Below are 26,880 nucleotides of genomic sequence, written 5' to 3'. Positions count from 1 at the left end.
GCGGCGAGGCAAAACCAGCGCTTACCGCATTCCGCAATCACATCGCGATACGAACGCAGGCAGACAACGAGATGAACCAACAGAACGAAACACGGCACGGGGCCACGGAAACCATCGTCCTGGAGGGCTCGCACCTTGAGTCCTCGGGCGCTAGCGACAGCTTGTATGCATCGCTGTGCAGCAAGATCAACCTGAAACCGGTTAGCGAAGCGCGGCCGCTCGAGGCGTTTCGTGATAGCGACATGCTTTCGGAGGCCTCGGCCGACGAACGGATCGCGCGTGGCATGAGTGCATTCCTCGATTTGATTAGCGACGCGAGCCATCCGGTCGACCGGCTCGACAAGTCGCTGCTCGATTTCCACATCGGCCAGATTGATCGAAAAATCAGCCGCCAGTTGGACGCCGTGATGCACCAGCCCGATTTTCAGGCATTGGAAGGGCGCTGGCGCGGGCTCAAGATGCTTGTATCGCGCACGGATTTTCGCAAGAACGCGAAGATCGAAGTCCTCGACGTATCGAAGGAGGCGCTGATGCGCGACTTCGAAGATACACCCGAGATCATTCAAAGCGGTCTGTATCGCCTCACGTACATCGAGGAATACGACACGCCGGGCGGCCAACCCGTGAGCGCAATGGTCAGCGATTTCGAGTTCGCGAACTCGCCGCAGGACGTTGCACTGTTGCGCAACGTTTCCAAGGTCGCAGCGGCTGCGCATATGCCGTTTATCGGGTCAGTCGGGCCCGCGTTCTTCGGCAAGAACACCATGGAAGAGGTCGCCGCGATTCAAGATATTGGCAACTACTTCGATCGTGCGGAGTACATCAAGTGGAAGAGCTTTCGCGACACGGACGACGCCCGCTACGTCGGATTGACCATGCCGCGCGTGCTTGGACGCTTGCCCTATGGCAAAGATACGACGCCGGTGCGCACGTTCAACTATGAGGAAGCGGTCAAGGGCCCGGACCACGATCGATATTTGTGGGTCAATGCTTCGTTTGCGTTTGCGGCAAACATGGTGCGCAGCTTCGTCACCAACGGATGGTGTGTGCAGATTCGCGGCCCACAAGCGGGTGGCAAAGTGGAAGATCTGCCGGTGCACCTGTACGACCTCGGTACGGGCGCTCAACCGAAGATTCCGACTGAAGTGCTGATTCCAGAGACGCGCGAGTTCGAGTTCGCCAATCTCGGCTTTATCCCGCTGTCGTTCTACAAGAACCACGACTTTGCATGCTTCTTCTCGGCGAACTCGGCACAAAAGCCTGCAACCTTCGAGACAAAGGAGGCGACGGCGAACAGTCGTATCAACGCGCGCTTGCCGTACATCTTCCTGCTGTCCCGCATCGCACACTACCTGAAGCTCATTCAGCGCGAAAACATCGGCACGACCAAAGACCGTCGATTGCTCGAGCTTGAGCTAAACAATTGGGTCAAGGGTCTCGTGACCGAGATGAAAGACCCGGGCGACGAATTGCAGGCGTCGCATCCGCTGCGTGAGGCAACGGTAACGGTCGAGGACATCGAGGACAACCCCGGCTTCTTCCGCATCAAGCTATTTATCGTGCCGCACTTCCAGGTGGAAGGGATGGACATCGGGCTGTCGCTCGTGTCGCAGATGCCGAAAGCCAAGAACTGATCCGCAGGTAACGCACAGGGAGCTACCGAAGCGCGCCGCACTGGCGCGCCGGTGGCGCACGTCCACTCGCCGGTCCTACGTTTGTGAGGAGAAGTCGAAGATGTCGATGGTTCTGCCTTCGCAGGCTTATGAGCTGAAGCTCGCGCCGCATCCCGCGCCGTTCTCCGTTTTACGATTTTCGGGGCACGACGCGCTTTGCGAGTTGTATCGCTACGAGATCGAGTTCACGAGCGAAGTCGCTGGCATTCCGATGGACCAGGTGCTCGGCCGACCGGCGAAATTCATCATCGACCCGATCGATCCGGACCTTGCTTACTTGCGAAAGATGTTCGGCGAAAACGCGGAGCAGTTCAGCAAGAATCCGCCGGCGCGGACGGTGTACGGCATTGTCACAGGCTTCGACGAACTCGAAACATCGCCGGACGAAACGCGCTATCGGGTTGTGCTCGAGCCGCAATTGGCAGATCTGAATCGCGGCATAACGAGCCGGCTGTTCCAGAAACAGTCGGTTGAGGAAATCATCACTGATACGCTGCGCCACTTCGGTTTTCGTGCCGGTGTCGACTTCGAGTTCCAGCTGCGTGGCGAGTACAAGCGGCACGAGTACATCACGCAGTATCACGAAACGACCTTCGCGTTTATCCGGCGGCTGGCGGCGGAAGAGGGCATCTGGTTCCGCTTCGAGCAGAGGAAGGATCGCGCGTTCATCGTGTTTGGCGACGATCTCGATGCCTACGCGCGCCATCAGCGCGTTGTGCCACTGCGGCATGAGGCGGGCCTCGAAAGTGTGGGTGCTGAGGCGATCAAGTCGCTTGAGCGTCACACGAAGCGTGTCGTGGAAGGCGTGCGTCTGAATAATTACAACCAGCGAAGCGCCGCGCTGAACCTGGTTGTCGAGCAGAATGCCGCGCCCGACGACAAGACAACTGATGCTGTCGATTACCGTTGGGGAGAGCACTACGATACCCTGGAAGAAGGTAGACGCATTGCGCGGCTAAGGCACGAAGCGCTTCTGGCTGGGCAGGTCACGTTCGCTGGAACGGGAAATCCTTTTGCGCTGGAGGCTGGCGAGGTGATGCGGCTTGAGCAGAACCCTGCGGATGCGCCGCATGGCCTGCTGATCACGTCCGTCGATTCCAGCGGCGGTCGAAGCGAGTCATATGCGATCAAATTCAAGGCGATTCCTTCGGATCGAGTCTGGCGACCGATAGTCGATGCGGCGGCGCGACCGTCGATCCAGGGCATTCTGCCCGCACGTGTGACGTCACCGGGGAACTACAAATACGCTTATCTGAACGAGCAGGGCCACTACGTGGTCAAGCTGCCGTTCGATCTCGACGAATGGAGTCCAGGCGGCACGAGCCGGCCCGTGCGGCTTTCAAAGCCTTATAGCGGCGACAACTACGGACACCACTTTCCGCTGATCGATGGGACGGAGGTGGCGCTTGTCTTTACACAAGGGAATCCCGATCGGCCGGTGATCGTCGGCGCAATGCATGACAGCGAGCACCCGGATCTGGTCAACAACCTGAACCATACGCGCAATGTTGTCCGTACCGCGGGTGGCACCGAGTGGTCTATCGAGGACAAGGAAGGCGTCGAGCACAGCCATCTGTCGACGCCTTATCAGACCAGTGAGCTCAATCTCGGCCATTTGGTCGATGCGGAACGGAAGGAGCGTGGGCACGGCGCCGAGATGCGTTCCGACGGACATGCCGTGTCTCGCGGAGCGCTAGGAAATCTATTGTCCGCTGAGGCGCAACTGGCCGCCTCCGGCGAGATGCTTGAGATGCGCAACGCCGACGCGACACTGGGCGAGTCGAAGGAAATACTGCAGTCGCTCAACGCGTCGGTCGATGAGGCGGGCGCCATTCCGGCAGAAGTCGATCAGCAGAGGGTACTGATCGATCAAAAGCTTGCCGGGTTGCAGCGGCCAGCAATTGTCGCGACCGCGCCGGAAGGAATCGGCCTCGCTAGCGGGGAACACATTCAAATTGCAGCGCGAAAGCAGGCTTTTTTCACGGCAGGCGCGGGTCTCGATATCGGAGTGCTCAAGCGCGTCACCGTAGCTGCCGGAGAAGCGATTTCGTTTTTCGCGGCAAAGCTTGGCATTCGATTGTTCGCCGTCAAGGGCAAGGTGCAAATCCAGGCGCAGGGCAATGCAATGGAACTGATGTCGATGCAGGACATGATCGTGAGTTCGTCCAACGGTGTGGTCACGATCACGGGGCGCAAAGGCGTCATCATCGGAGATGGATCGGGGGCCTATATCAGGTTGTGCGACGGCAAGATTTTTCTGGGTAGCCCTGCGGGTGAAATTGAGTTGCGGGGAGAGTTGCGGGTCGGTTCCCCGGACGGTGGCGGCTTTGCGTTTCCGCAATGGGCCGATGCACCGCTTAAGGATTTACAGCAGCGGTTCAAGCCCGGATTCTCCAACTAACGGTAGCGAATCGTGACGACAAAATTGCATGCAGAACTGCAGACGCTCAGCTTCGCTTTTCCGTTTCGTGACGTCCGTGGACAGGAAATTGTCGATGAGCATGTGTTCTACGACTGGCTTGCCAGCGAGGGAAATGGCAGTTTTCCCGTCAGCGGTTCCGGCATGTGGCACGGCGGCATTCATGTCTCGATGAATGGGGCCGGACAAAAGCTGGACCTCACGCATGGTGTGCGGTGCATCGCGGCCGGCGAAATTATCGCGTACCGGATAAATCGAACGCCGCTGGCGAGCCAGATTGCGGCGGACGGGAACAGTGCTGCGCAAGTTGGCTTGTATAGCTCCGCCTTCACACTGGTGCGGCACGCGCTTGAGTACCCTCTCGGTAATCGACTGACGTTCTTCAGTCTCTATATGCATCTGCAAAGTGTGTCCGAGTATGTGCAGCAGTCCGCGCTGGCCCCTGCTTACTGGATACGCGCCCATCAGGTAACCGAGTATGCCGCAGACAAGCAGAAAGTCAGCTCGCACCCTGGTGCCCCTGTTACCCCTCAAATAGGGCTAAACATTCACGCAGACGCGGGTAGTGCGAAGATTCTGGCAATCCTGCCTCGTGGTGCCAAGGTGCGCATTGGCGAAAAGCGCAAAAACGGACGGTGGGGAAAAATAGAACTGATTGAGTCAGGTGCGCTGATGCCGCCGCGAGTCGCGGGATATGTGTTTCCGGATGCAGATAAGGGTTGGGTATATCTTGGGAAAGAACGGGGGCACGAGTTGCTCGTTCCTGTTGTGTCAGAGGCGCGCTGTGACGAGGTAGTTGTGCCGCCCGAACCTATTCCTGTCAAGGCCGGGGAGTTGATCGGCCATCTGGGGCAATACTGGCAGACTGACGATGCTAGGCGAGAGCACCGGATGGTACACATCGAGGTGTTCTGTGGCGATGAGCTGCCAAATTTCCTGGCGAGCAGTCGTGCGGCGGCAAACAAGGTCATCGATTTTGAAAAGCTTTCGTTGCTGCGCATCGATAAAGGGGTAAAACTGTTCGAGCGGCCTTCGACTGATGGTGAGGGTGCGCGTGCACCCGAAACGGCAGTGGTCCAGATTTATAGTCAAGCTGTGCTCGAAGCATTGCCGAAAGACAGCAAGGGGGCGAAAGACGACTCCCTCGGCGACGGCCAGCAATGGTGGAGGGTGACTAGCGCCAACAGCCGGTACGAAGACATCAACGGTTGGGTTCGCAATCGGCAGATGCCGCCCAACGGCGGCGTGACCCGCGAATCGCCGCACGCGTGGAAAGACTTCGAGACGGTCACGGGCGCCGATGCTGGCAATCCAACTATCTTCGGCTCCGTTGACGCTTGGCTGGATCACGTCTTGTGCGAGGACAAACCAGCTACCGGTGATGTCCAGCAGCTCAAGCCTCTTGCATGCAACCTGTACCGCGCGCTTTCAACAATGCGAAGTGAGTCGCAAGCGGCTGATGAAATGCGAGCGCTTAAGGGACACAAATGGTTGACGTTCAGAGCGTCACGTCTGATCCCTAAGCATCGCAGCGAGTGGTCAAGCCATAGCGAGTACCAGGATTTTTTTGAAAAGATATTGGCTCGCGTGGCAAAGGAACCCTATCACGACGCTGAAATTGAGCGGTTCAACCGACTAGTCTGGTGGGATGACGTCAAGAAAGCTGTGAAGGGCGTGTTTCCATCAAGTCCAGAAGTATTTCATATTCACCCTATTGCGCTTGTAGCAAATTTTCCGCGAAATACCATTCCTCTCGAGGAGGCTCGAGTAAGAGCATTCCTGCGAATGATTCGGGTAGGCGAAGGAACTGAAGGGGTTGACGGATATGAACGGCTGTTCGGGGGAGAGTCGTTTGTTAGAGACTATGGGAAAGATTTCAGCGATCATCCGCGCTTGCAAATTGCCAGGCAAAGCGCAGGAAGGATTCTTAGGTCGACCGCCGCTGGCGCATATCAGGTAATGGCTTATACATGGGATGACCCGCAGTTGTCGCGTTATAGAAAGACGTACGGTATCAGCGACTTTTCTCCTGCATCTCAGGACAGATTTTGCGTGGTTCTTTTGAAATTCAAGAGACGTGCAATCGAGAGCATAAAGGAAGGCGACATAAAGAAGGCAGTCTTTGACGATCGTTGCAATCTGGAGTGGGCAAGTCTTCCCGGCGATATGTACGGCCAGGGTGGTGTGAGCATGGATACCGTCAGCAAGAAATTTTCCGTATACCTCAATGACGAATTGAGCGGGAAGAGCGATTTGGCGGTAGCTATCGGCGGTTTGAGTGACTTGATCGGTTGACGGGTGAGCTTATGCAGAAAAAGACTATTCTTTCAGTTCTCGTTGACATAATTCTCGTCGGCATAATTCTGATTGCCAGCGCGAAAGCGTCAACACGTATTCAGATTCCTCAATTTGAAGATTATCCAGTTGCAATCTATACACAGAGAATCCATGTGCCTGCATATTATGTCCAGCATGGGGATGTGTGGCGAGACAACATGGGTAAGCAGGTGGAAGCGCCACGCGTTAATTTTGCTGGGAAATATTATATCGGCCTTCATAGCTGCGGGGCTGAGTGCCGATATTTTACGCTGTCGGACCTAAAAGAAAATCGGGACTCTCCTGCGTTGGACATGTTTTCGTCGGCGGGTCAAGACCCAATGAAGACGTCGGACGGTCGAGTTTATACAACCGAACTCATTAGCCGACCGGACAGTAAACTACTTGTCGCTCGGTTTCACATTGAAAAGGCCAGCGGTGCGCCCGATGAGTGTCGTCAACGCATCTTCGTGCTAAGTAACGACGGACAAAAGGTCGAACCCGTTACCAATACCATCAATTCCTGTTCGTCGCGTTAGGAGCGTCTGGAACAAATATGGAATTCGAAGGGAGTCGGTAATGCCAGTTGATTTTGCGGCATTGCCCGCACGTGCGGCCCCGCTGCAGGAACGAAGGGCGATCATATCCGCACTGGTCCTTCTAGTCATCGTTGTTGCATTGGGGGCGGTCACTAGCATAGCGACGTGGCCAATGGATCGCCCTGCTCAGACGGTGTGGTTTTGGACCCGCACGTTTGGGCTCCCGCTCCTCGGTTGGTTAATGCTGTATTCCGCGTGGAGGTTCCTGGGTGCTCACCGCTTGCATACCGTGGAGTCATACAACGATGCCATTGGTCGCAAGGAAGCATGCTTGCATGACGAAGCCGGTGTGCCTTTCATGATACAGAGGCAGTCGTGGTGTTTTTCCGCTATTGCTGAGCGAAACACGTTGGAGGCGGCGATGAAGCTTCGCGAAGATGACGCTACGGCGCAAAGGGCAGGCGGACTGGTTATTCCGGGGCAACGCTTCTATCGTGGAAACCATGCTGACGAAGCTCAACGACATGCGATTGTGCTCGAGTGGTTGCTCGTTCAACTAGTGGGACCGCTCGCGCAGGACCTGAAGCATCTGCGTGGCGTTGCGATATATCTGTGCATCGGTTCTGAACTGAGTGAAGACGCGATGAGATCCACGATTTCGAATGTGTGGATGAGTCTTGGCTTGAGCGGTGCGGAAAATGTTCACTTGGTCAACCCGTTGAGACTTTTCGCGATAGATGGCTGGCTGGACGTGCGTGCGTATTGTTCTTCCTGTCTTGTGATAGCTGTGCAACTGCGTGGTGTTATCAACGGAGAACTACAGCCAGGACAGGCAGAGGCGGGAGCGGCCGTGCTGTTCTCCAATGCCCTTGGCGAGGCGTCCAGCTCAACCACCATGGCTCTTGCACACAGGCCTTCCAGAAGCGCCATCGATGCTGTCGACGAGGGCATCGAAGACGCATTGCGTTGGGGCGGCTGCAGCGAAAAGGCTATCGGTACTGTGTGGAATACGTGGTCGACCGAGCCGATATCGCTGACCGGCATAAGTCTGGACGGACCTTTAGGCAACTTGAGGATCGTAGATCTTGTACGTACGGTCGGCGATGCTGGGGTAGCCACACCTTGGCTCGCCCTCGCGCTTGCGTCAGCCAATGCGAAACAAGGCGCTGATGCGCAGCTGATTCTGGATCAATTGGATGGCGACTTTGTCGCGATGATATGTCGAAAGAAGGTTTGAACGAAAAAGCTTCGTTATCCGTCATTTTATTTTTCGGGTTGGCACTTGCCGCGCTCTTTGTAGGCATCTGGCTATGGTTCTCAAACGAGGGATCTTCACATGGGTGGGCTGCCGACAAACGGACGGCCATCGCGCTTGCATTGGTCGCTGTCTGGTTCGCGAGTATGTTCCTCGCTGCGCTATACGAGCGCGGTATCCGTCAGTGGGCGGCGGACTCGCGGATTGCACATGCTTACGCACAACGGCATCGAGAAAACCGGGAAGCTTCACAGTCCATGGACGAGCAGCGCTCGTCGGCATCCATGGCCGAGCGCCTGCGTGCCATTCTTTACGGTCGCCATGGCCGTGGCTGGCGTTATCGTGACCGCTGGCTTCTAGTCGCTGGCGACGAATCACTTATTGAGCTTCTTGCGCCGAATCTGGCGGTCGACGGCTATGCGGTTACCGCGAACGCAGTTCTGCTATATGCGAAGCAGATTGGCGGCACGCTGGATACCGGCAGGCTTAAGCAGATCCGGCGTATGCGCTGGCGTCGACCGGTCGACGCGATCATTTCGGTGACGCGCGACAGCACCGCAAGCAACGTCCCTGAAGAATCGGACGATATCGCCCAGCGGCTCGCGCGCCATGCCCGCGCGCTGCGCTGGGCCGCACCCGCATACCTGTTACGCGTCACGGATGCCGGCAGCGAATCAAAGGGCCCTGACGAGGCCATGGGTCTGACATGGTCGAACCCGGACGTGCGTGCGGACAAGATCGACGCGTTGCTGCAAAGCCTCGTGGACTATCTGGCCGACGCTGGGGTCGTACGGGTGGCGGACAATCCTTTCGACCGCTATCCGGCCGAGCTTTCGCAACATGTTTCACGCCGCGGCCGATTTTTGGCGGAACTGGCTTCGCGCATCGCGCATTCGCGGTTCCAGCCTCATACGGTACATGGGCTACTCTTCGCGCCGCCCATCAAAATGCGTGCACTAAGGGCTCTGGAAAATGGCGATACAGCCATCGGCAGCGAGGCGCCTCCGACTCAACGATCTGCGGTCTTCAAGCCCGACCCCGGATCCTCGGGTGACGTGGAGGACTTTCCGGAACCCCCATCCCCCACCATCTGGCAAACCATCGCCAACCACAGCCGCCAAATCCACGGCCGCCGCGTCGGCTTCTCTATATCGACCACAGCCGCATGGGCAACAACTGCAGCGCTCGCCCTATGGATCGCAGGCACCGCCACATCCGGTTCCACGAACAGCGCAACGATCCGCGCAGCCGAAAGCACCATCACGAAACTAGCGAAGCTAACAACGCTCTCAACCGCGCACGGCCAAACCGAAACCGCGCTAACCCTCGACGCACTCGACAAACAGATCGACACCCTCGAAGCCCACACACGCGACCGTGCTCCGTGGCGCGCACGCTTCGGCCTGAACCGCGACGAAGTCATACTCGCCGCTCTGCAAACCGCATACCAAATCGCGGCGCAGCGCATCCTCGCCGACCCACTGCGCCACAAGCTCGAAGACCGTTTGCGCCAACTCGCGTCGTTGTCCGATTCGGAAATCGCGAGCGGCGGCAATGCGCAGGTGCAAGCCGCGTACGACACCCTTAAAACCTATCTGATGCTCGCAAAGCCCGAACTGGCCAACGCGGCCTTTCTCACTCCGCAGCTGATCGCGACAGGCATCCCCGCACGCCCGCACGATTCGACGCTGGCGCCGGGCACATGGGACGACCTGCGTCGTCATCTGCTGGCGTTCTACGCAACGCATCTGACGGATCGCAAACAAGGCGCGAAGCCGGCAACACCGATCACAGCGGATCTTGCACTCATCGCATCGACGCGGCAGACCATCATCGGCGTGCGTGGCATCCAGAATTCGACCGATACGGTCTACCAGCAGATTCTCGACGACGCGCGACCGAAGTATCCACCGGTGTCGCTCGCCACCTTGCTAGGCGACGCCGCGCAACAAACCCAGGCGCAAGCTCAAGCGTCTCCCGGTGGCACAACAAGCCGTGGCCTCTTCAGCACCACTGCAACGATCCCCGGCGTCTTCACGCGAGCCGCATGGGACGAGCGCATCTCAAAGGCCATCGACGACGCAAGCGAAAATCGTGATGCAAAAGCCGACTGGGTCCTCTCCGATGCAACGAACGCACGCGCATCTTCGCCGTCGACGCTGAAAGCCGACCTCAGCAAGCGCTATTTCGACGACTATGCCCGCGCGTGGGCCACGTTCCTGAACAGCCTGCGCTGGCAGCCCGCGCCCACGCTGTCGGGCACGGTCGACCAGCTGACCTTGCTCGGCGATCCGCAACGCTCGCCGCTCGTCGCCTTGATGAACGTCATCGTCTATCAGGCGAATGCAGGCATGACGTCGCAATCGCTGTCGGATACGCTGATCCGCAAGGCTCAGCACCTGGTCGGCGCCGACGAGCCATCAAAGAACACCACCTCGTTTAGCGGCGCGATCAATCCATCGAACGACCCTGGCTCGCAACCTGGACAACGCGCCCAGCTCACGCCGGCGGCCGCGTCGCTAGCCGCTACGTTCGCTCCGATCCTTCGCCTGACCGGCAGCGACCCGCTTTCGATGCAGCAACCCGCCGACAACCAGGCCGCCGCCCAGCTCGCGACGACCGGCGACCTGAGCCTCGCCCGCTATCTCGAACGCGTCACCGCCATGCGTCTGAAAGCGCAGCAAATGGTCGCGAGCGCGGACCCCGATGCGATGTCGCGCGTCGCGGCACAAGCGGTCCTGCAAGGCAAAACATCGGATATCGCCGATAGTCGCGATTACGCGAGCCGCGTAGCGGCAAGCCTCGGCGAGCAGTGGGCGGGCTTCGGCAATCTCTTCGAAGCGCCGATGGACCAAACGTGGCAAGTCGTCGTCGCGCCGGCCGCGTCGAGCTTGAACGAGATCTGGCGCGGCGCGATCGTCTCCGACTGGAATCGCAGTTTCGCCGGCCGCTATCCGTTTGCCGATTCCGACAACGACGCCTCATTGCCCGAAATGGCGCGCTTCATGCGTACCGACAACGGTGTGATCACGCAGTTCGTCAGCACGCAGCTCGCGGGCGTCGTTGAACGCCAGGGCGACCGGTGGGTCGCCGCGCAAGGCGCGAGCCATGGCGCGCTGACGCTCGATCCGAATTTCCTGACCGCGCTGAACCGGCTCTCGCGCGTCTCGACTGTCCTCTTTCCGTCCGGCGATGCGCACGTGCGTTACGAACTGCGCGCAGTCCCGACGCCTGGCATTACCGATATCCGCTTTGCGCTGTCCGGGCGCGAATTGCATTACTTCAACCAGAAAGAGGAATGGATGCCGTTCGAGTGGCCGGGCCAGTCGCTCGATAACCTGTCGCATATCGAATGGCAAACCGAGGAGGGCGGCTTGCGTTCCGCACTCGACACGCAAGGCCGTTTCGGATTGATCCGCCTGCTCGAGCGCGCGACCGTATCGCAACAGGACAATGCGCGTTACCTGCTCTCGTGGACTCCGGATCAAAGTGAAGGCATCGCGCTTCGCGTGCAATTGCGCAGCGAGGCGGGGGCCGGACCGCTCGACGTGCTAGCGCTTCGGCACTTCACGTTGCCCACTCGCATCTTCATAACCAACTCGAAGAGCGCGGCAAACGTGGGGAATGCAGCAAACGTAGCGGGCGCACAGAAACGCGCCGGCGCGCTCACCTCCGCGATCAATCCGCCACCGTTGCCGCCCGAAGCAATCACCGCAGCAAGGCATGCCGCGACGCCATTGCCGGCGGGCGGTGGTTTCATCCTGGAGGGGGCACAATAATGCTCTCCAGTCTGCTAAAAAATCTTTTCCCGTCGCGCGACGCCGACCAGCTCTCGCGTGACCGCCTGAACGCATGGGACGCATGGCTGCAACCGTTCAAGCCGCTCGCGATCACCGGCGAAAGTAGCGCCGCGCAAAACGGCGGCTCAGCGGGCCGCGATCCCGGCTATGAAGACGCCTTCTTCGAACTGAAGGACGAAGCGAGCAAGCTCTCCGGCATCGACGACGCGCTGATCGTCCGTCACTGCGAACAGTTGACCAAGGAAACGGGCAAGGACTTGCGCGTCGCCGCTTACTACGCGCAGGCACGGCTGCGGCAGGACGGTCCCGCCGGCTTTGCCGACGGACTCGAACTCGTTGCCGCGCTTGTCGACCGCTTCGGCGAATCCATTCTGCCGGCCCGCGCCGAAGCGAAGAAGGGCGCGCTCGATATGCTCGCTACGACTCGCATGCTCGGCATCCTCGACAGCCGCGGCGAGTTTGCGCCTGAAGACCTTGAACGCGCGATCGCGGCGCTCGATGTGCTGATCGCGCGCACAAGCGTGTGGCCGGAAACGGCGCGCCCCAATTTGCAACCGCTCGTCGCACGCTTCGAGCGCAACGACGATCCCGCGCGGAACGACAACGCGGAGTCCGCCGCGTCGCAACCCGACCTCGCCGTCGCAGGCGTGCCGACGGCCTCGACGATCTCATCGGCTCGCGATCTGCTCGACCAGACGCGTGCCTTGACGAACTGGCTGCGCAAGCAGGAAGACGGCTATCTGTCCTCCGCACGCGTGGCACGCAGCATCCGTTGGGACACGCTGCACGATCTGCCGCCGGCCGCCGCGAACGGACGCACGCGTCTCGTGGCGCCTCGCGCGGAAGTGCGTCAGCAATTGAAGCGTCTCGTGCTGCAAAAGCAGTGGTATGAACTGCTCGAGCGCGTCGAAGGCGCATTGATGGAAGGCGCTAACCACTTGTGGTTTGACCTGCAGTACTTCCAGCACGTCGCGCTCGATCATATCGGCTCACCCTATGACCGGTGGCGCGAATTGCTGCGCGCCGACTTTGCGCTGTTCCTCGAGCGTCTACCAGCAATCGAGCGCCTCGCTTTCGAAGACGGCACGCCGTTCGCCGACGACACCACACGTGAATGGATTGCGCGTCACGCTGTCGTTCGCAATCTCGAGGCAGGCGATAGCGTTACACCGTTGCCGGTATCCGTCGATCACGAAGCCGGCACGGCAGGCGACTGGCCCGAAATCGAAGCTCAGGCGCGCGACATCGCGGCCGCCGATGGAATCGAGGCGGCCTTCGTCTGGCTCGATGCGTTGCCGGGACTGCGCACCGGTCGTCAACGCTATCTGCAGCGTCTCGTGATGGCGCGCATCGCGGATCACAGCGGGCATGCGGACGCTGCACTCGCATTGCTCGCCGAACTCGACGCGTCGGCGCGCGCCGTGCCGCTGGCTCGCTGGGAGCCTGCGCTGATGTTCGAGGTCAAGCATCACCTTGTGCGCATGCTCAAAGCGCAGAGCCAGAGAAAGGACGCCGACAAACCCGCGCTCGCACGCCGCGTCGGCGATCTGCAAGCCGAACTGACCGTACTCGATCCGGCGCGCGCGCTTGCACTGCGATAGCTGCGGACCACGGCGCCCAACCAGACACACCAATCGCAACCTCACACAACCCCATACAACCACGTACGTAGATGGAAAACGACGATCCGATCTTGCGCTATTACGAAGCGGAAATGCGCTACCTGCGCGAGTCCGGCCTCGCCTTTGCGAAAGCCCACCCGGACCGCGCGCGAATGCTGAACCTCGATCGCGTCGGCGATCGCGATCCGTACGTCGAGCGCCTGTTCGAGGGCTTCGCCTTCCTGACCGGCCGGCTTCAGCAAAAGCTCGACGACGAGTTGCCGGAGCTGACCGAAGGGCTCGTGAGCCTGCTATGGCCGCACTATTTGCGGATGATTCCATCGCTTTCCGTGGTCCAGCTCGTGCCGCCCGACGAAAAGCTGCAGAAAACCGAGATGGTGCCCGCGGGCGTGCCCGTGCGTTCGGCGCCGGTGGCGATCGCGCCGCCGGCCGGTGCCGAAGGCATGACGCCGAAGACGGTTCAATGCGAATATCGCACGACGCAGGCGGTCGCGCTTCAGCCGCTCGTGCTCACGCATGCCGGGGCGGCCGTGCGCCACGATGGCCGCTCGGTCATCCGCCTTGGTTTTGCGCTGCATGCTTCAGCGCGCCGCGAGGCAACCCATTTGTCGCGGCTGCGCCTGTATCTGAACGCCGATCTGCCGACCGCGTTCGCGATGCATCTCGCGCTGACGCGTGAGATCGATACGGTCGCGTGGCGCATTGCTGGCGTACGCGACGGCGAAGCGCAGCCGCTTGCCGGCGTGACGGTCGAGCCCGCTGGCTTCTCGGCTGAAGAGCGTCTGTGGCCGAAAGCCGACGCGGCGTTTTCCGGCTATCAGTTGCTGCTCGAGTACTTCACATTCCGCGAAAAATTTCTGTTCGTCGACCTGTGCGGGCTCGAGATCGCGAAGTTGCCGGCGCAGTCCACACATTTCGAGCTCGAGTTTGTTCTGAAGCACGCCTTCCCGTCGGATCAGCGTTTCAGCGCGGAAAACGTGCGGCTTTTCTGCACGCCCGTCATCAATCTGTTCCGGCTCGATGCGGAAACGATCGAGGCCAATCATCACGAAACCGAGTACCGCGTCGTGCCCGCCGGCCGTTATGGCGAGCATATCGAAACCTACTCGGTCGACGCGATCGAGTCGTTCGACCACACCACGGCCGAACGGTACGAGTATGTGCCGTTCACGACGTTCCGCCATCGCGGCGGCATGCTGCGCCACGAAGCGCCGGAGCGCTACTTTCATACGCGCGTGCGGCCCGGCGTCAGCGGTCTGCACGAGACGTGGGTCGTGCTCGGTGGTCATGCGTGGGAATCGGCCGAGACACTGCCGCCGGAAAGTCTGTCGCTACGCGTGACCGGCACGAACGGCATGCTGCCGCGCAAAGCGTTGCGCGAGGCCAGTATCCACGAGCTGGGCGAGAGCACGCCCAATGTTGCCGCCGTGCGCAATCTCGTCGCGCCGACGCTGCCGTTGCATCCGCCGACTGGCGACCGTTTCCAGTGGCGTCTGCTGTCGCATCTGGCGCCGAACTTCCTGTCGATGATGGACGCGGAAACACTGCGCGGCACGCTCGCGCTTTACGACTGGACCGACGACGAGCTGAACCGCAGGCGCCTGGCCGGCATTCTGTCGGTGTCGCAGGAACTGCTCGAAGAAGTGTCGGGCGGCGCGGTCGAGCGCGGCGTGCATATCGAGGTGACGCTCGATTCGCATGCGTTCGCCGGCGACGGCGACGTGATGCTGTTCGGCGAGCTGCTGCATCGCTTTTTCGCGCTGTACGCGGAAATCAACCTGTTCACGAAGCTGTCGATCGTGAGTCTGCCGTCGAAGGCCCGTACCGGGTGGCCGCGCAGCAAGGCGCAAAGGGCGGTGCTATGAAGCCGGTCGATCTGCCCGCGCTCGAACCGCTCGTCGTGGCGCTGCTCGCGCGCGCGCCGCATATGAGTTTCATGCAGCTGTGCAGGCTGTTCGAAATGCGCGCGCCGGCGCTTCCGGGGTTCGGCACGCGCGACACGGTCGAGCACGAGCCGGTCCGGTTCCGTCCGCGGCCGAGGCTCGGTTTCCCGGCCGGCGAAGTCGCCGCGGTGGAATTCGACGACAGCTACGAAAGTCACGTTAGTTACGGCAATCGCAGCAATCACAGCATTCACGAAACTCGCCGCAGCCACGAAAGCGACGCTTATCGTGACCATGCCCAGGATCGCGATCCGTATCGCGATGCTCACCGGCCCGTGCCACCGACGGTTCGCACGACCTTCATGGGCCTTTACGGCGTGGACGCCGCGATGCCGCCGCATATGATCGACGACATCGCGTTGCGCGAAGAAGGGCATGAAGCGCTCGAGGCATTTCTCGATCAGTTCAATCACCGGTTCGTCACGCTCCTGTTCCGCGCGTGGAAGAAGTATCGCTATCCGGAAAGCTTTCGCGCGGGCGGCGTCGACGCGCATTCGCTCAATCTGCTCTGCCTCGCGGGCTTCGGATGGGGCGACAAGCCCGCGCGCGCTGGCCTGCCCGCCTCGCGGATGCTCGCGTTGTTGGGCCTGCTGATTCAGCGCACGCGCACGCCCGAAGGGCTCGCGGGCGTGATCGCGCTGGCGGCCCCGGGCGTGCAGGTGCGCGTCGACGAGTTCTGGCCCGTTGCGACGCAGGCCGGTGCGCCCGATCCGTTGACGTCGTCGGCTGCGCAAGGCGGGGCGGCCGCGTGCGAAGGCGGCCGGCGCGGACTGGGCCGCGGCTATGTGCTCGGCAAGCGCATGGTCTATCGCAGCCGCGCGGTGCGCGCGACGCTGCGTCCCGTCGACGCCAGACAGGCGCACGATCTGCTGCCGGGCGCGTGGCTGCATCGCGAACTCTGCGCCTATGTGCGGCTTTATGCCGGCGTCAAGGCCGACGTGCATCTGCGCATGACGATTCCGTCGACGCTCGCGCCGCAGCCGAAGATCGGCACGCTGCACACGCTGGGTACGCCGGCCGCGCCAGATTCGCCGAACGCCGCTCCCGCGCCGCGCCTCGGCTGGACCACCGTTCTACCGGCCAGCGACGAGCGCCTCATTCATATCAACCTCGGCGTCTGCGAAGCCTTTCCGGCGTCCGGGCCGAACACCAGTCGGGGCTCACATCATGCGTGATCGACGAAGCGTCATGTTTATCCGTATTGCTGCGGCGGCCTGTGCGCGGCCGGCGATGCTCGCGTGCGCGACGCTGCTATCGGCGTGCGGAGCATGGCAGAGTGTCTCCGACTCGTCGGCGAGCGCGTATCGCGCGGTGTTCTACAAGCAGGTGAAGAGGGTCGATATCGACCTGACCGCGCGCGCATCGCTGAACCCGGACGACGCGGGCCGCGCGACATCGGTTGCAGTGCGCGTGTTGCAACTGAAGGATCGCAAGCTGTTCGACGGCGCATCGTACGACGATCTGCTGAAGAACGATCGCACCGTGCTCGCGCAGGATCTGCAGGCGGCGAGCCTGTCAACGGTGCTGAACCCGGGCGCGTCGGCGAGTCTTTCGCAGCCGTTGCAGCCCGAAACGAAGTTCGTCGCGGTGGTGGCGTTCTATCGTGAACCGGGCAGCGACGGCGCATGGAAACGCGTGATCGACAAGAAGCAGCTTGACCCGGACAAGCCGTTGAAGCTGGAACTCGTCGATCAGAGTCTGCTTGTGGCAGGTGACGACGTGCAGAACCGGTCGCGGTGATGGACAATGCCACTTCCAGCCAGTCATCTCCACGCGCAACCACATACAACACCGTAGCCGGAGCCACCTTCCATGCGCGACATGCTTCTCGTCGTCGACGTGCAGCCGTCGTTCACGCCGCCCGACTGGCTCGTGACCGGTATTCGCGCGCTGGCAAAACGGATGCCGTCGGTCGCAACCGTGGAGCGGCACGATGAGAGCTGCACGCCGTTCGCGCGCCAGCTAGGCTGGCATCCGGCGCCCGACGACGAGAGCCTTGTCGCTGCCGACCGCGTGTTCATCAAATATGGGTACTTGCCGCCGCGCGAGATGATCGACTATCTGATTGCGCAGCAGCCCGCGCGCGTCCTCGTGTGCGGCATGCAGACCGAAACCTGTGTGCTGGGCGCGGGCTTTATGTTGTTCGATGCAGGGCTGAGCCCGACGCTCGTCACCGATCTGACCGTCGGTTCGTCGCTCGACCGAAGCGGCGAGCTCGGGGCGACACTGTGGCGCCATCATTTCCGGCAACTGACGGCAGTCGCGCAACTGGATTCGCAGTCGTAATGTGGCGACGAGGCCGCGAGGGATGACAGCTGTGTGCCGTCAACCTCGCGATTCCTTCGTATCGTGTGCCGACACGTTGATCGCGATTCGTTCGCTGCGCTTCACGCTTCATGCGTTGCTCTTTGCGCGTTGGCGCATTGCTCTTCATGCATTGATCTTCACGCGTCGCTCTTCACGCACCGCACGCACCGCACGCAATGCACGCAATGCACGCAATGCACGCAATGCACGCAATGCACGCAATGCACGCAATGCACGCAATGCACGCACTACACGCACTACACGCACGCACGCACGCACGCACGCACGCACGCACGCACGCACGTACGCACGCACGCACCGCACCGCACCGCACTTCACAACTACGCGCCGCAAATCACGCAGCGGCGCTCAGGCGACCCCACGCTGCGGCGCGTATCAATCAATGGTGCGCAAACAGCCCACGTTGCCACGGCGTCAAGCTCCGGCGCGCATCCGCCTGCGAGCTGCCGTCGCTAACGCCGCCATACGATTGCCGCGCATTGTCGGCATCGGCATCGTTGGCCGCAGTGGTCATCGCGGGTTCGGCCGCGCCTTGCGTGCCTTGAGCCGCTTGCGGTACGGGCCGCGCATCGCTGACCGATGGGCGGTAAAACGGCGCCGGCCCATAGCTGCTCGCAAAAGCGGGAGCGGCAACGGTGGCCAACGTGGCGGAAGCGGCAAGCAGGGCGGCAAAAAGGGTGGTCTTCATGAGCAAACTCCTGATGTTCGATAAAAGGGGCAAAGGGATTCGGTTCTGAACGCAACGCAACGCAACGCAACGCAACGCAGCGCTCAGACCACGTTGATCGTCACGTCGATGTTGCCGCGCGTCGCCTTCGAATACGGGCACAGCTGATGGGCGCCATCGACGACTGCACGCGCAACCTCAGGCGCGAGCCCGGGCAGGCTGACGTTCAGCCGCGCCTGCAGGAAATAGTCGTTGCCGGTCGTGCCGAGATCGACTTCCGCGTCGACGGCCAGATTTTTCGGCAGCACCACCTTCTGCGCGGCGGCCGCGCGGTTCATCGCGCCGATAAAGCAGGCCGACCAGCCGGCCGCGAACAGTTGCTCCGGGTTCGTGCCGGTACCGGTTCCGGGCGGGGAAAGCTGGATATCGAGGTTGCCGTCCGAGCTGCGCGACGCGCCGTTACGGCCGCCGGTCGTGTGCGTTTGACCCGTGTACAGCACTTTTTCGATGCGCGACATGGCAAAGTTCCTTTTGAAAATAAGAAGTTATCTGCCGATTTCTCGCTTTTATATCGCATGCGATTGAATCGGATGCGTGAATGATTGTCGATGTCCGTCGCGAAGTCAAGCACTTTCGATTAAATCGCATCCGATGTATTATTGAGCCATGACGCGGCTACCCGATGAACGCCGCTGAGGTGCATACAGATGAAGAAGACGTCACGTACGAAGGGTGCAGGTGCCGACAGCCAGCCGCGCTCGCCATCGAAGGCCGCTGCGGACCAGCGAGCCGAGCAACGCCACGAACAACGAGCCGAACAACGCGCGGAACCAGCAGAACATCGAACCGAACACCGGGCTGACCGAAGCAACGCCGCGACCGACGCATCCGACCCATCGACGCAGCGGCTGGCCGACTATCTATGTTTTGCCGTCTACTCGGCCAACCTGGCGTTCGGCCGTGCGTACCGGCCGATTCTCGACGAGCTCGGTCTCACCTACACGCAATACATCACGATCATCGTGCTGTGGGAGATGGGCAACGTGACCGTCAGCGCGCTCGGCGAAAGGCTGTTTCTCGAGTCGAACACGTTGACGCCGATCCTGAAGAAGCTCGAGGCGATGGGTTATCTGCGCCGGCAGCGCGATCCGTCGGACGAGCGGCAGGTACTCGTTAGCCTGACCGATGCCGGCCGCGATCTGCGCGAAAACGCGTTCGGCAGGAATCTCGTCGAAGCGACCGGGTTGAACGCAGAGGAATTCAGGAAGCTGCAGAAGTCGGTGACGACCTTGCGCGACAACCTGATCAAGCATACGCACAACGAGTGAGGCGGGGAGAGCGGGAGCGGCATGCGTCGCGAACGATCGATCCATGCTCGTGCGTTCACGCGCGCTTCGCCGCAGTGCGCCTGGCACTGCACCAGGCAGTGCGGCTGTCAGTACGCGTGTCGTTGCACCTGTCGCTAGCCCGTCACCACTCCCGCCGCCACGCACAGCGCGACGACCACCAGCGGTGGCGCATTCCAGCGCACGAGCAGCATGAAGGCGAGCGCGGCGACCGCGAAGTCGATGGGGGCGTGAACCGCGCTCGTCCAGACCGGCGAATACAGCGCCATCGCAAGCAATCCGACTACCGCGGCATTGACGCCGGCAAGCAGCGCGGCCACCGCCGGCCGCGCGCGTAACGACTGCCACCACGGCAGCGCGGCGAGCACGAGCAGCATGCCCGGCAGAAAGATCGCGACCGTCGCAATGACGGCGCCCATCCAGTGGTTGGGCGGCGACGTCGTCATCCAGCCGAGATAAGCAGCGAACGTGAAAAGCGGACCGGGCACGGCCTGCGCGGCGCCATAACCGGCAAGAAAGTCATTCGACGCGACCCAGCCGGTCGCGACCGTTTGCTGTTGCAAAAGCGGCAGCACGACATGGCCACCGCCGAATACGAGCGCGCCTGAACGATAGAACGCGTCGAACAGTTTCAACGCCTGGCTGTCGTGTGCGCGCGTGAATGCGGGCAGCGCAAACAATAGAACGCAGAAGAGCAGCAGGGCGATCAGGCCGGCTGCACGCGGTATGTGCAGCCCTGCGTCAGCGACTGGTTCGGCAGGTTGCGCTCGATCGGGCGACAGCGGCAACGACTGCGATAAAGACGTCGACGCCGTCGTCTCGCGACACAGCGCAAAGCCGAGCAGTGCGCCAATCACGATGGCAATGAGTTGCGCATACGCGCTGCCGGTCAACACACCGAGCACCGCCATTGCGCACAACGCGATCGCGGCGCGCTGCCGATCCGGACACAAACGCCGCGCCATATCCCAGACGGCCTGCGCAACGACGGCCACCGCGACAAGCTTCAACCCATGCACGAGGCCATCGCCGATGCCGCCCGACAGATGCGGCGCGAGCACGGCAAAACCGAGCAGCAACAGCACCGACGGCAACGTGAATCCGCACCATGCGGCCAACGCGCCGAGCCATCCCGCCCGCAGCAGCCCGATCGAAAAGCCGACCTGGCTGCTCGTCGGTCCGGGCAGAAACTGACAGACGCCGACCAGATCCGAATAGCGACGGTCGTCGAGCCAGTTGCGTCTTACGACGAACTCGCGACGAAAGTATCCGAGGTGTGCGATCGGTCCGCCGAAGCTCGTGAGCCCGAGCCGCAGAAATACCGCGAGTACTTCGAGCGCAGCGCGCGGGCGCGCGCGTGGCGCGGACGGAAGTGGGGAGGTGTCCATACGTCGATAGCCGCAACGGCGAGGGTCATGGTCGTGCCACGCCGACGGCGTGGCACGCCATGATGCCCGAAACGCACAGCGCGTGTCGGGTTGCCGGCATAGGGTATCGCGGGGAGCACCCTGTAACGTGAATGTTCAAGCAGTATCGCGTGTGCTTGTGAAGACCGCGTGTCAGTCGCACAACTCACGATTCGTCCACCCGACTTTTCGCCGTGCATCGCGTGTCGGTGATCGGGTCGCACACGAGCTTATCCATCGTGCATCGTATGGGTCGTCGCGCGCGAATATCAGCAACCCTGGGGACTGTGCACCAGGGAAAGCACCTCAACAAAAAAGCACGGCATTTTAAGCGCGGCAATGTCCGCTATGTCGATGCTGCTTGCATGCATAACGAACTATTTGTCGGACGGTAAACCGAATCGGCACAAGCACTTGCATCCTAAATAAAGCTGAACGGATATCCAGGAATGCTAAGCGCAGTCATGCAGCACACCTATTTTTTTTAGAAATTGTCTGCCACGAGAGAGTCATTTTTCTCGACCACGCTTGGCCGTGTTTTCCGCCCCCGTTCCCCACCCCTCAGGATGATTGACGAACATGACTTCAAATAGCCGTCGTGATTTCCTGCGTGCGGCTGCGCAAGCCGCCGGCGCAGCCACCGCTCTTGGAGCAGTCCCGGTCGGTATTCGCAACGCATTGGCGATCCCTGCAAACAACGCAAAAGGCACGATCGAGGATGTCGAGCACATCGTCGTGCTGATGCAGGAGAACCGCTCTTTCGATAACTACTTCGGCACGCTACGTGGCGTGCGCGGCTTCGGCGACTCGCGGCCGATTCCGCTGACCACCGGCAAGTCGGTGTTTTACCAGCCGGCGCCGAATGCCGATGGCTATGTGCTGCCGTATCGCCCGAATCTGCCGAACCTCGGTCTGCAGTTCGTGGTGGACCTCGATCACGGCTGGATCGGCACGCACGACGCATGGAACCACGGCCGCTACGATCAGTGGGTGCCCGCCAAGTCCGCAACGACGATGTTCTACATGACGCGCGAGGACATGCCGTTCCACTACAGCCTCGCCGACGCATTCACGATTTGCGATGCGTACCATTGCGCGTCGATGACGCCCACCGATCCGAACCGCTACTACATGTGGACTGGCTGGGTCGGCAACGACGGCAGCGGCGGCGGTCCCGTGATCGACAACGCGGAAGCCGGCTACTCGTGGAGCACGTTCCCCGAGAAGCTGCAGGCGGCCGGCATTTCGTGGAAGGTCTATCAGGATGTCGGCACCGGTCTCGATGCCGCGGGCTCGTGGGGCTGGACCGACAATCCGTTTATCGGCAACTACGGCGACACGTCGCTGCTGTATTTCAACCAGTACCGCAATGCGCAGCCGGGCAGCCCGCTTTATCAGGCGGCGCGCACGGGCACCAACGTGCTGCAAAGCGGCGGTTACTTCGATATCCTGCTTAACGACGTGAAGAACAACACGTTGCCCCAGGTGTCGTATATCGTCGCGCCGGAAGCATTCTCCGAGCACGGCAACTGGCCGCCGAACTATGGCGCGTGGTATGTCGACCAGGTGCTGCAGGCACTGACGTCGAATCCGGAAGTGTGGAGCAAGACCGTTCTGCTCATCACGTACGACGAGAACGATGGTCTCTTCGACCATATGCCGCCGCCGTATGCATCGTCGACGCCGGACACGGGCCGCTCGACCGTCTCGACGGCCAACGAGTTCTACGCGGGCTCGGGTGACAATCAGCCCGGTCCGTACGGTCTCGGGCCGCGCGTGCCGATGCTCGTCGTGTCGCCGTGGTCGAAGGGCGGGTACGTGTGCTCGGAAGTGTTCGACCATACGTCGATCATCCGCTTCATCGAGAAGCGCTTCGGTCATCGTCACGATCTGCACGAGCCGAACATCACGGCGTGGCGTCGCGCAGTCTGCGGCGATCTGACGTCGGCGTTCGACTTCCGCAACCCGAACCGCCATGTGCCGGCGCTGCCGTCCACCTCGTTTCCCGCGGACAAGAGCCGTCACCCGGACGTCGTGCCCGCGGTGCCGGGCACGCAGTCGCTGCCGAAGCAGGAGCCTGGCGTGCGGCCGGCGCGCGCGCTCGACTACGAGTTCTTCGTGCGCGGCAACGTGAGCGGCTCGGGCAATGCGTTCCGCCTGCACATCACGAATACCGGCAAGCTCGGTGCGAACTTCCTCGTCTATTCGGGCAATGCGCAGGACCTGCCGCGCAGCTATACCGTCGAAGCGGGCAAGGATCTCGCCGATCAGCTGATGCTCGCGGCGAACGGCAGCTACGACTTTTCGGTGTTCGGGCCGAACGGCTTCCTGCGCCGCTTCGTCGGCAAGGTCGATTCGAGCGGACGTCACCAGAGCGGCAGCGTCGAGATCAAGGACGGCTACGACGTCGCGAACGGCAACCTGCAACTGCGGCTGAAGAACGACGGCCGCAACGCTTGCACGTTCAGGATTGCGAGCGCGTACGACTCGCACATCAACGGCTCGCTGCATGTGCGCGGCAACGACGCGAATACCGTGATGGTCGATCTGCGCAAGTCGTCCGGCTGGTACGACCTGACGATCACCGTCGACGCCGACAGCAACGCGCAATGGCGCATTGCCGGCCACGTCGAGACCGGCCGCGACAGCGTTTCTGACCCCGCGCTCGGTAGCTGAACGCGGACCCATCGGCCGGCGGCGCGCAGGGCGGTTTGACGGCGCGACGCCGGCCGTCGACGATTTCGAGGAGACCGCCATGCTGAGAGCGTCGATCCGGCCGCACATTCTTGCGATATTGATTACAGGCGCATTGATAAGCGCTTGCAGTAACGGCAGCGATTCGACGGCTGCACAGACCGGCGCGTCCGGATCGGCAGACGCCGCGTCCTCCGGCGACACCAACACGGCCGCGGCCAACGGTAACGGCAACAACAACGGCGGCGACGGTACGCCGACCGGCCTCGCGCCTGCGCCGTGGGCGATGTCCGCGCCGCAGCCGGCATCGGACGGGCTGCGGCCGCCCGTCATTCATACGGTCGACTAGCGCGATACGACGGCGCAGGTTTCTGCCGCGTGCGTCGGCTGCGGTGCGCGCTTGCACATGCCCCGTGCAGCGCTGTTTCACCCAACTCAAAGCGCGTCTCTCACGCGCAAATCTCATCCATATTTCAGCGCTGTGCCCTGCAGCCCGCGTCATGGGGCGAGCGGCTGCCGCCCGCTCGCGCCCGCGCGCGGCCTCTACACGTACGTCAGCAGCAATCCGCGGCTTGCCTGAAAGCGATCCGGAGCGGTGCCAGGCCACGCGCTCATGAGACTAAAAGCAACGGAATTCGGACTCCTGGAATATTCTCGTCGCATCGATTGTTATGGAAACGACAACTCCCTTTTACCGTCGCCCGGCTCTACGGAGCGCGGCGCGGAATGGCGATACGACGTTTGCTGTGCACGGAAAGCCGCTGAAGCGGAAAGCGGGCTTTCCGGTCGCATAAGTATCCGGAAGGGGACGTTTCTCTATTTTGGAATCTTATATTTCCTTTTTCGAAACGTGCGCAAAAGCCGGGCGCTGACACATGGCCGGCGTGAGCGCGTATGCCGCTCGAAACGTTCGTCGATAAGGCCATCATGCATCTATGGGAACCATTGCAAAAATACTGATCGTCGAATGGGATACGTCGTGCGCCGAGATCTTGTGGAATGAGGTCAGGCTCGCGGGCCACGAACCGCTCGCGGCGTTTTCCGTCGAGCGGGCCGCGATGCTGATCGAGCAGGAACATCCGCAGGCCATTCTGCTGCGATGGAAATTGCCCGACGCATCCGGCTTGTCGCTGATCAACGATCTGCGCACGCATGCGGCCACGAGTCGCATGCCGATCATCGTCCTCGGCGAGGACGATGGGGGCGAAGAGGAATGCGTGCGGGCGCTCGACGCGGGCGCCGACGACTACGTCAAGAGACCGTTCGGCATCCGCGAACTGATCGCGCGCGTGCAGGTCGTGCTGCGGCCGATCGAACATCGCGAAGTGCGCCGCCGCGTGGCGGTCGAGACCCTGACGATGGACTTCGATGCGCGCCGCGCCTTTGCGCGAACGGGCGAGGACCAGCAGGAAGTCGAACTGCAACTGGGGCCGACCTGCTACCGGCTGTTGCGCTTTTTCGTCGAGAATCCGTACAAGGTGCTGTCGCGCAAGGACATTATCGAGAATGTGTGGTTTGGTTCGCCCGTCAAGGAAGGGATTGTCGATGTCTATATCAAGTCGCTACGGGAAACGCTCGATCCGCTGCAGAAAAGCCTGATGATCGAGACGGTGCGCGGCGCCGGATTCCGCCTGGCGTCGGTTGTGGATATGGCGCGGGCCCGGGAACTGCAACTGGCGCAACAGGAGCAAGCGCCGCTCGGTACGCCGGCCGGCGTCCCCGTTGCGCGGCCGACGCCTCCGGCCCAACCGCGCAAACGCGTGCCTGCCGCCGACGATCAGCCGCGCAACGGGGCGGGCTCGCCGGTGGGCAGCGGCGGCGGCGTGCGCAACCAGCCGGTGCTGGTGTCCGATATGAGTGCCGCGGTCGAAAAGATTCGCCATCTGCAGGCGCTGCTGCAGCGGAAGACCGAGGAAAACCGGCTGCTGCGCGACGCGGTTGACGGGGGAGGCGGGAAGCCGATGTCGTCAGGTGCGCTCGCTTCAGGTGGGCACAAAAATAAGAGAGGATGATGAATTTGCGCTAACAGATTATATACAGTCAATTACGGTTTATTTGAACAAATCGGTCGTATCGATATGCATTTGTCACGCTGCTATCAAGTGGGTGAATTACTGTTCACCCGCTTGATTAAGAAATTACCCCTTCCCTATAATGCGTGCATGACAGATACGACCGCCACAGCGCCATCCAGAAGCCGGGGCCGCCCTCGCGAATTCGATATCGACGCGGCGCTCGACAAGGCCGTGGCGGTTTTTTGCGAGCGCGGCTTTCATGCCACGTCTATCGTCGATCTGACCGACGCGATGGAACTCGCGTCCGGCAGTGTCTATAAAGCGTTTAAAGACAAGCAATCGGTTTTCGCGGCCGCGTTCGACCGCATGCAGGCCACGCGCGACGAATTGCTGCAGCGTGTCGTCGAACCGGGCGTACCGCCGCGCGATGTCATTCATCGCGTGCTGATGTTCTACGCGGATGCGTCGTCGGGGGCTTCGGGCAAGCGGGGTTGCCTGCTGGCCAGTAGCGCGATGGTGCTCGGCACGTTCGACGCGGATATCGTGCAGCGCGTGAACGCGGCCTTTCGCAAAATCGAAACGCTGCTGGTCGCGTTGATCCGCGCAGGGCAAAAAGACGGCTCGATATCGAAGCGCGTCGACGGCGAAGCGACGGCGCGACTGATGCTCTGCGCGATGCAGGGCATGCGCGTGATCGGCAAGACCGGCCGGGCGCGCGCGCAGATGCGGCAGGCGGCCGATCTCGCGATGAAACTGCTCGATTGATCCGAGGCGATCCGAGAAGCGCGATGCGCAGACCGGGCGAGGCTCCGCCCGGCGCGATCACTTCAACGCCACTTATCGGGCGTTAATGATCG

General features: G+C 61.4%; 19 protein-coding genes. 16 read left to right on the top strand and 3 right to left on the bottom strand.

Annotated elements, in window-relative coordinates; translation table 11 throughout:
* Positions 1-71 precede the first annotated feature (71 nt).
* The 11 genes from tssC (at position 72) to KZJ38_RS32845 (ending at position 17,853) form a co-directional block, all read left to right on the top strand.
* A complete protein-coding gene (tssC, locus tag KZJ38_RS32895; protein ID WP_219801206.1) occupies positions 72-1,634 on the top strand; it encodes a type VI secretion system contractile sheath large subunit in 1,563 nt (520 codons plus the stop codon).
* 100 nt (positions 1,635-1,734) lie between these two features.
* Entirely contained in the window at positions 1,735-4,074 is a 2,340-nt protein-coding gene (locus tag KZJ38_RS32890) for a type VI secretion system Vgr family protein (protein WP_219801205.1), read from the top strand.
* Positions 4,075-4,086: 12 nt separating this feature from the next.
* Entirely contained in the window at positions 4,087-6,387 is a 2,301-nt protein-coding gene (locus KZJ38_RS32885; RefSeq protein WP_219801204.1) for a glycoside hydrolase family 24 protein, read from the top strand.
* 11 nt (positions 6,388-6,398) lie between these two features.
* Positions 6,399-6,947, top strand: coding sequence for a hypothetical protein (locus tag KZJ38_RS32880; protein ID WP_246641890.1), 549 nt, complete (start codon positions 6,399-6,401; stop codon positions 6,945-6,947).
* A gap of 331 nt (positions 6,948-7,278) precedes the next feature.
* Entirely contained in the window at positions 7,279-8,184 is a 906-nt protein-coding gene (locus KZJ38_RS32875) for a hypothetical protein (protein ID WP_219801203.1), read from the top strand.
* A complete protein-coding gene (locus KZJ38_RS32870; RefSeq protein ID WP_219801202.1) occupies positions 8,166-11,981 on the top strand; it encodes an ImcF-related family protein in 3,816 nt (1,271 codons plus the stop codon). Before KZJ38_RS32875 ends, KZJ38_RS32870 begins: the two co-directional genes overlap by 19 nt.
* Positions 11,981-13,603, top strand: coding sequence for a type VI secretion system protein TssA (gene tssA, locus KZJ38_RS32865; protein ID WP_219801201.1), 1,623 nt, complete (start codon positions 11,981-11,983; stop codon positions 13,601-13,603). Before KZJ38_RS32870 ends, tssA begins: the two co-directional genes overlap by 1 nt.
* Before the next feature lie 71 nt (positions 13,604-13,674).
* Positions 13,675-15,489 (top strand): type VI secretion system baseplate subunit TssF, encoded by a 1,815-nt coding sequence (tssF, locus tag KZJ38_RS32860; protein ID WP_219801200.1) that lies wholly within the window; start codon positions 13,675-13,677, stop codon positions 15,487-15,489.
* On the top strand, positions 15,486-16,742 hold the full coding sequence (gene tssG / locus KZJ38_RS32855) for a type VI secretion system baseplate subunit TssG (protein ID WP_219801199.1): 1,257 nt from the start codon (positions 15,486-15,488) through the stop codon (positions 16,740-16,742). Before tssF ends, tssG begins: the two co-directional genes overlap by 4 nt.
* Before the next feature lie 13 nt (positions 16,743-16,755).
* Positions 16,756-17,307: a type VI secretion system lipoprotein TssJ gene (gene tssJ / locus KZJ38_RS32850; protein ID WP_246641888.1), complete on the top strand. Its 552-nt coding sequence runs from the start codon at positions 16,756-16,758 to the stop codon at positions 17,305-17,307.
* A 72-nt stretch (positions 17,308-17,379) separates the two neighbouring features.
* A complete protein-coding gene (locus tag KZJ38_RS32845) occupies positions 17,380-17,853 on the top strand; it encodes an isochorismatase family protein (RefSeq protein ID WP_219801197.1) in 474 nt (157 codons plus the stop codon).
* Positions 17,854-18,274: 421 nt separating this feature from the next.
* Here KZJ38_RS32845 and KZJ38_RS32840 read toward each other — a convergent pair whose 3' ends face one another.
* On the bottom strand, positions 18,275-18,583 hold the full coding sequence (locus tag KZJ38_RS32840; RefSeq protein WP_219801196.1) for a hypothetical protein: 309 nt from the start codon (positions 18,581-18,583) through the stop codon (positions 18,275-18,277).
* Between the two features lie 83 nt (positions 18,584-18,666).
* Positions 18,667-19,080: an organic hydroperoxide resistance protein gene (locus KZJ38_RS32835; protein ID WP_219801195.1), complete on the bottom strand. Its 414-nt coding sequence runs from the start codon at positions 19,078-19,080 to the stop codon at positions 18,667-18,669.
* A gap of 390 nt (positions 19,081-19,470) precedes the next feature.
* Here KZJ38_RS32835 and KZJ38_RS32830 point away from each other — a divergent pair, with 390 nt between their 5' ends.
* Entirely contained in the window at positions 19,471-19,890 is a 420-nt protein-coding gene (locus tag KZJ38_RS32830) for a MarR family winged helix-turn-helix transcriptional regulator (protein WP_246642095.1), read from the top strand.
* A gap of 134 nt (positions 19,891-20,024) precedes the next feature.
* On the opposite strand, the gene chrA is transcribed toward KZJ38_RS32830, so the two are convergent.
* Entirely contained in the window at positions 20,025-21,296 is a 1,272-nt protein-coding gene (gene chrA / locus KZJ38_RS32825; protein ID WP_219801193.1) for a chromate efflux transporter, read from the bottom strand.
* A 597-nt stretch (positions 21,297-21,893) separates the two neighbouring features.
* Here chrA and KZJ38_RS32820 point away from each other — a divergent pair.
* The 4 genes from KZJ38_RS32820 (at position 21,894) to KZJ38_RS32805 (ending at position 26,788) form a co-directional block, all read left to right on the top strand.
* Positions 21,894-23,990, top strand: a complete 2,097-nt coding sequence (locus KZJ38_RS32820; protein WP_219801192.1) for a phosphocholine-specific phospholipase C — start codon at positions 21,894-21,896, stop codon at positions 23,988-23,990.
* 79 nt (positions 23,991-24,069) lie between these two features.
* Entirely contained in the window at positions 24,070-24,357 is a 288-nt protein-coding gene (locus KZJ38_RS32815; RefSeq protein WP_219801191.1) for a hypothetical protein, read from the top strand.
* A gap of 586 nt (positions 24,358-24,943) precedes the next feature.
* Positions 24,944-26,020 (top strand): winged helix-turn-helix domain-containing protein, encoded by a 1,077-nt coding sequence (locus KZJ38_RS32810; protein ID WP_219801190.1) that lies wholly within the window; start codon positions 24,944-24,946, stop codon positions 26,018-26,020.
* Positions 26,021-26,170: 150 nt separating this feature from the next.
* On the top strand, positions 26,171-26,788 hold the full coding sequence (locus tag KZJ38_RS32805; protein WP_219801189.1) for a TetR/AcrR family transcriptional regulator: 618 nt from the start codon (positions 26,171-26,173) through the stop codon (positions 26,786-26,788).
* The last annotated feature ends 92 nt before the right edge of the window (positions 26,789-26,880 follow it).

It is taken from the genome of Paraburkholderia edwinii, from assembly GCF_019428685.1.
In the GTDB taxonomy this organism is placed as follows: domain Bacteria; phylum Pseudomonadota; class Gammaproteobacteria; order Burkholderiales; family Burkholderiaceae; genus Paraburkholderia; species Paraburkholderia edwinii.
The sequence above is the reverse complement of the archived record's forward strand: the minus strand, read 5'-3'. Positions and strand labels throughout refer to the sequence as shown.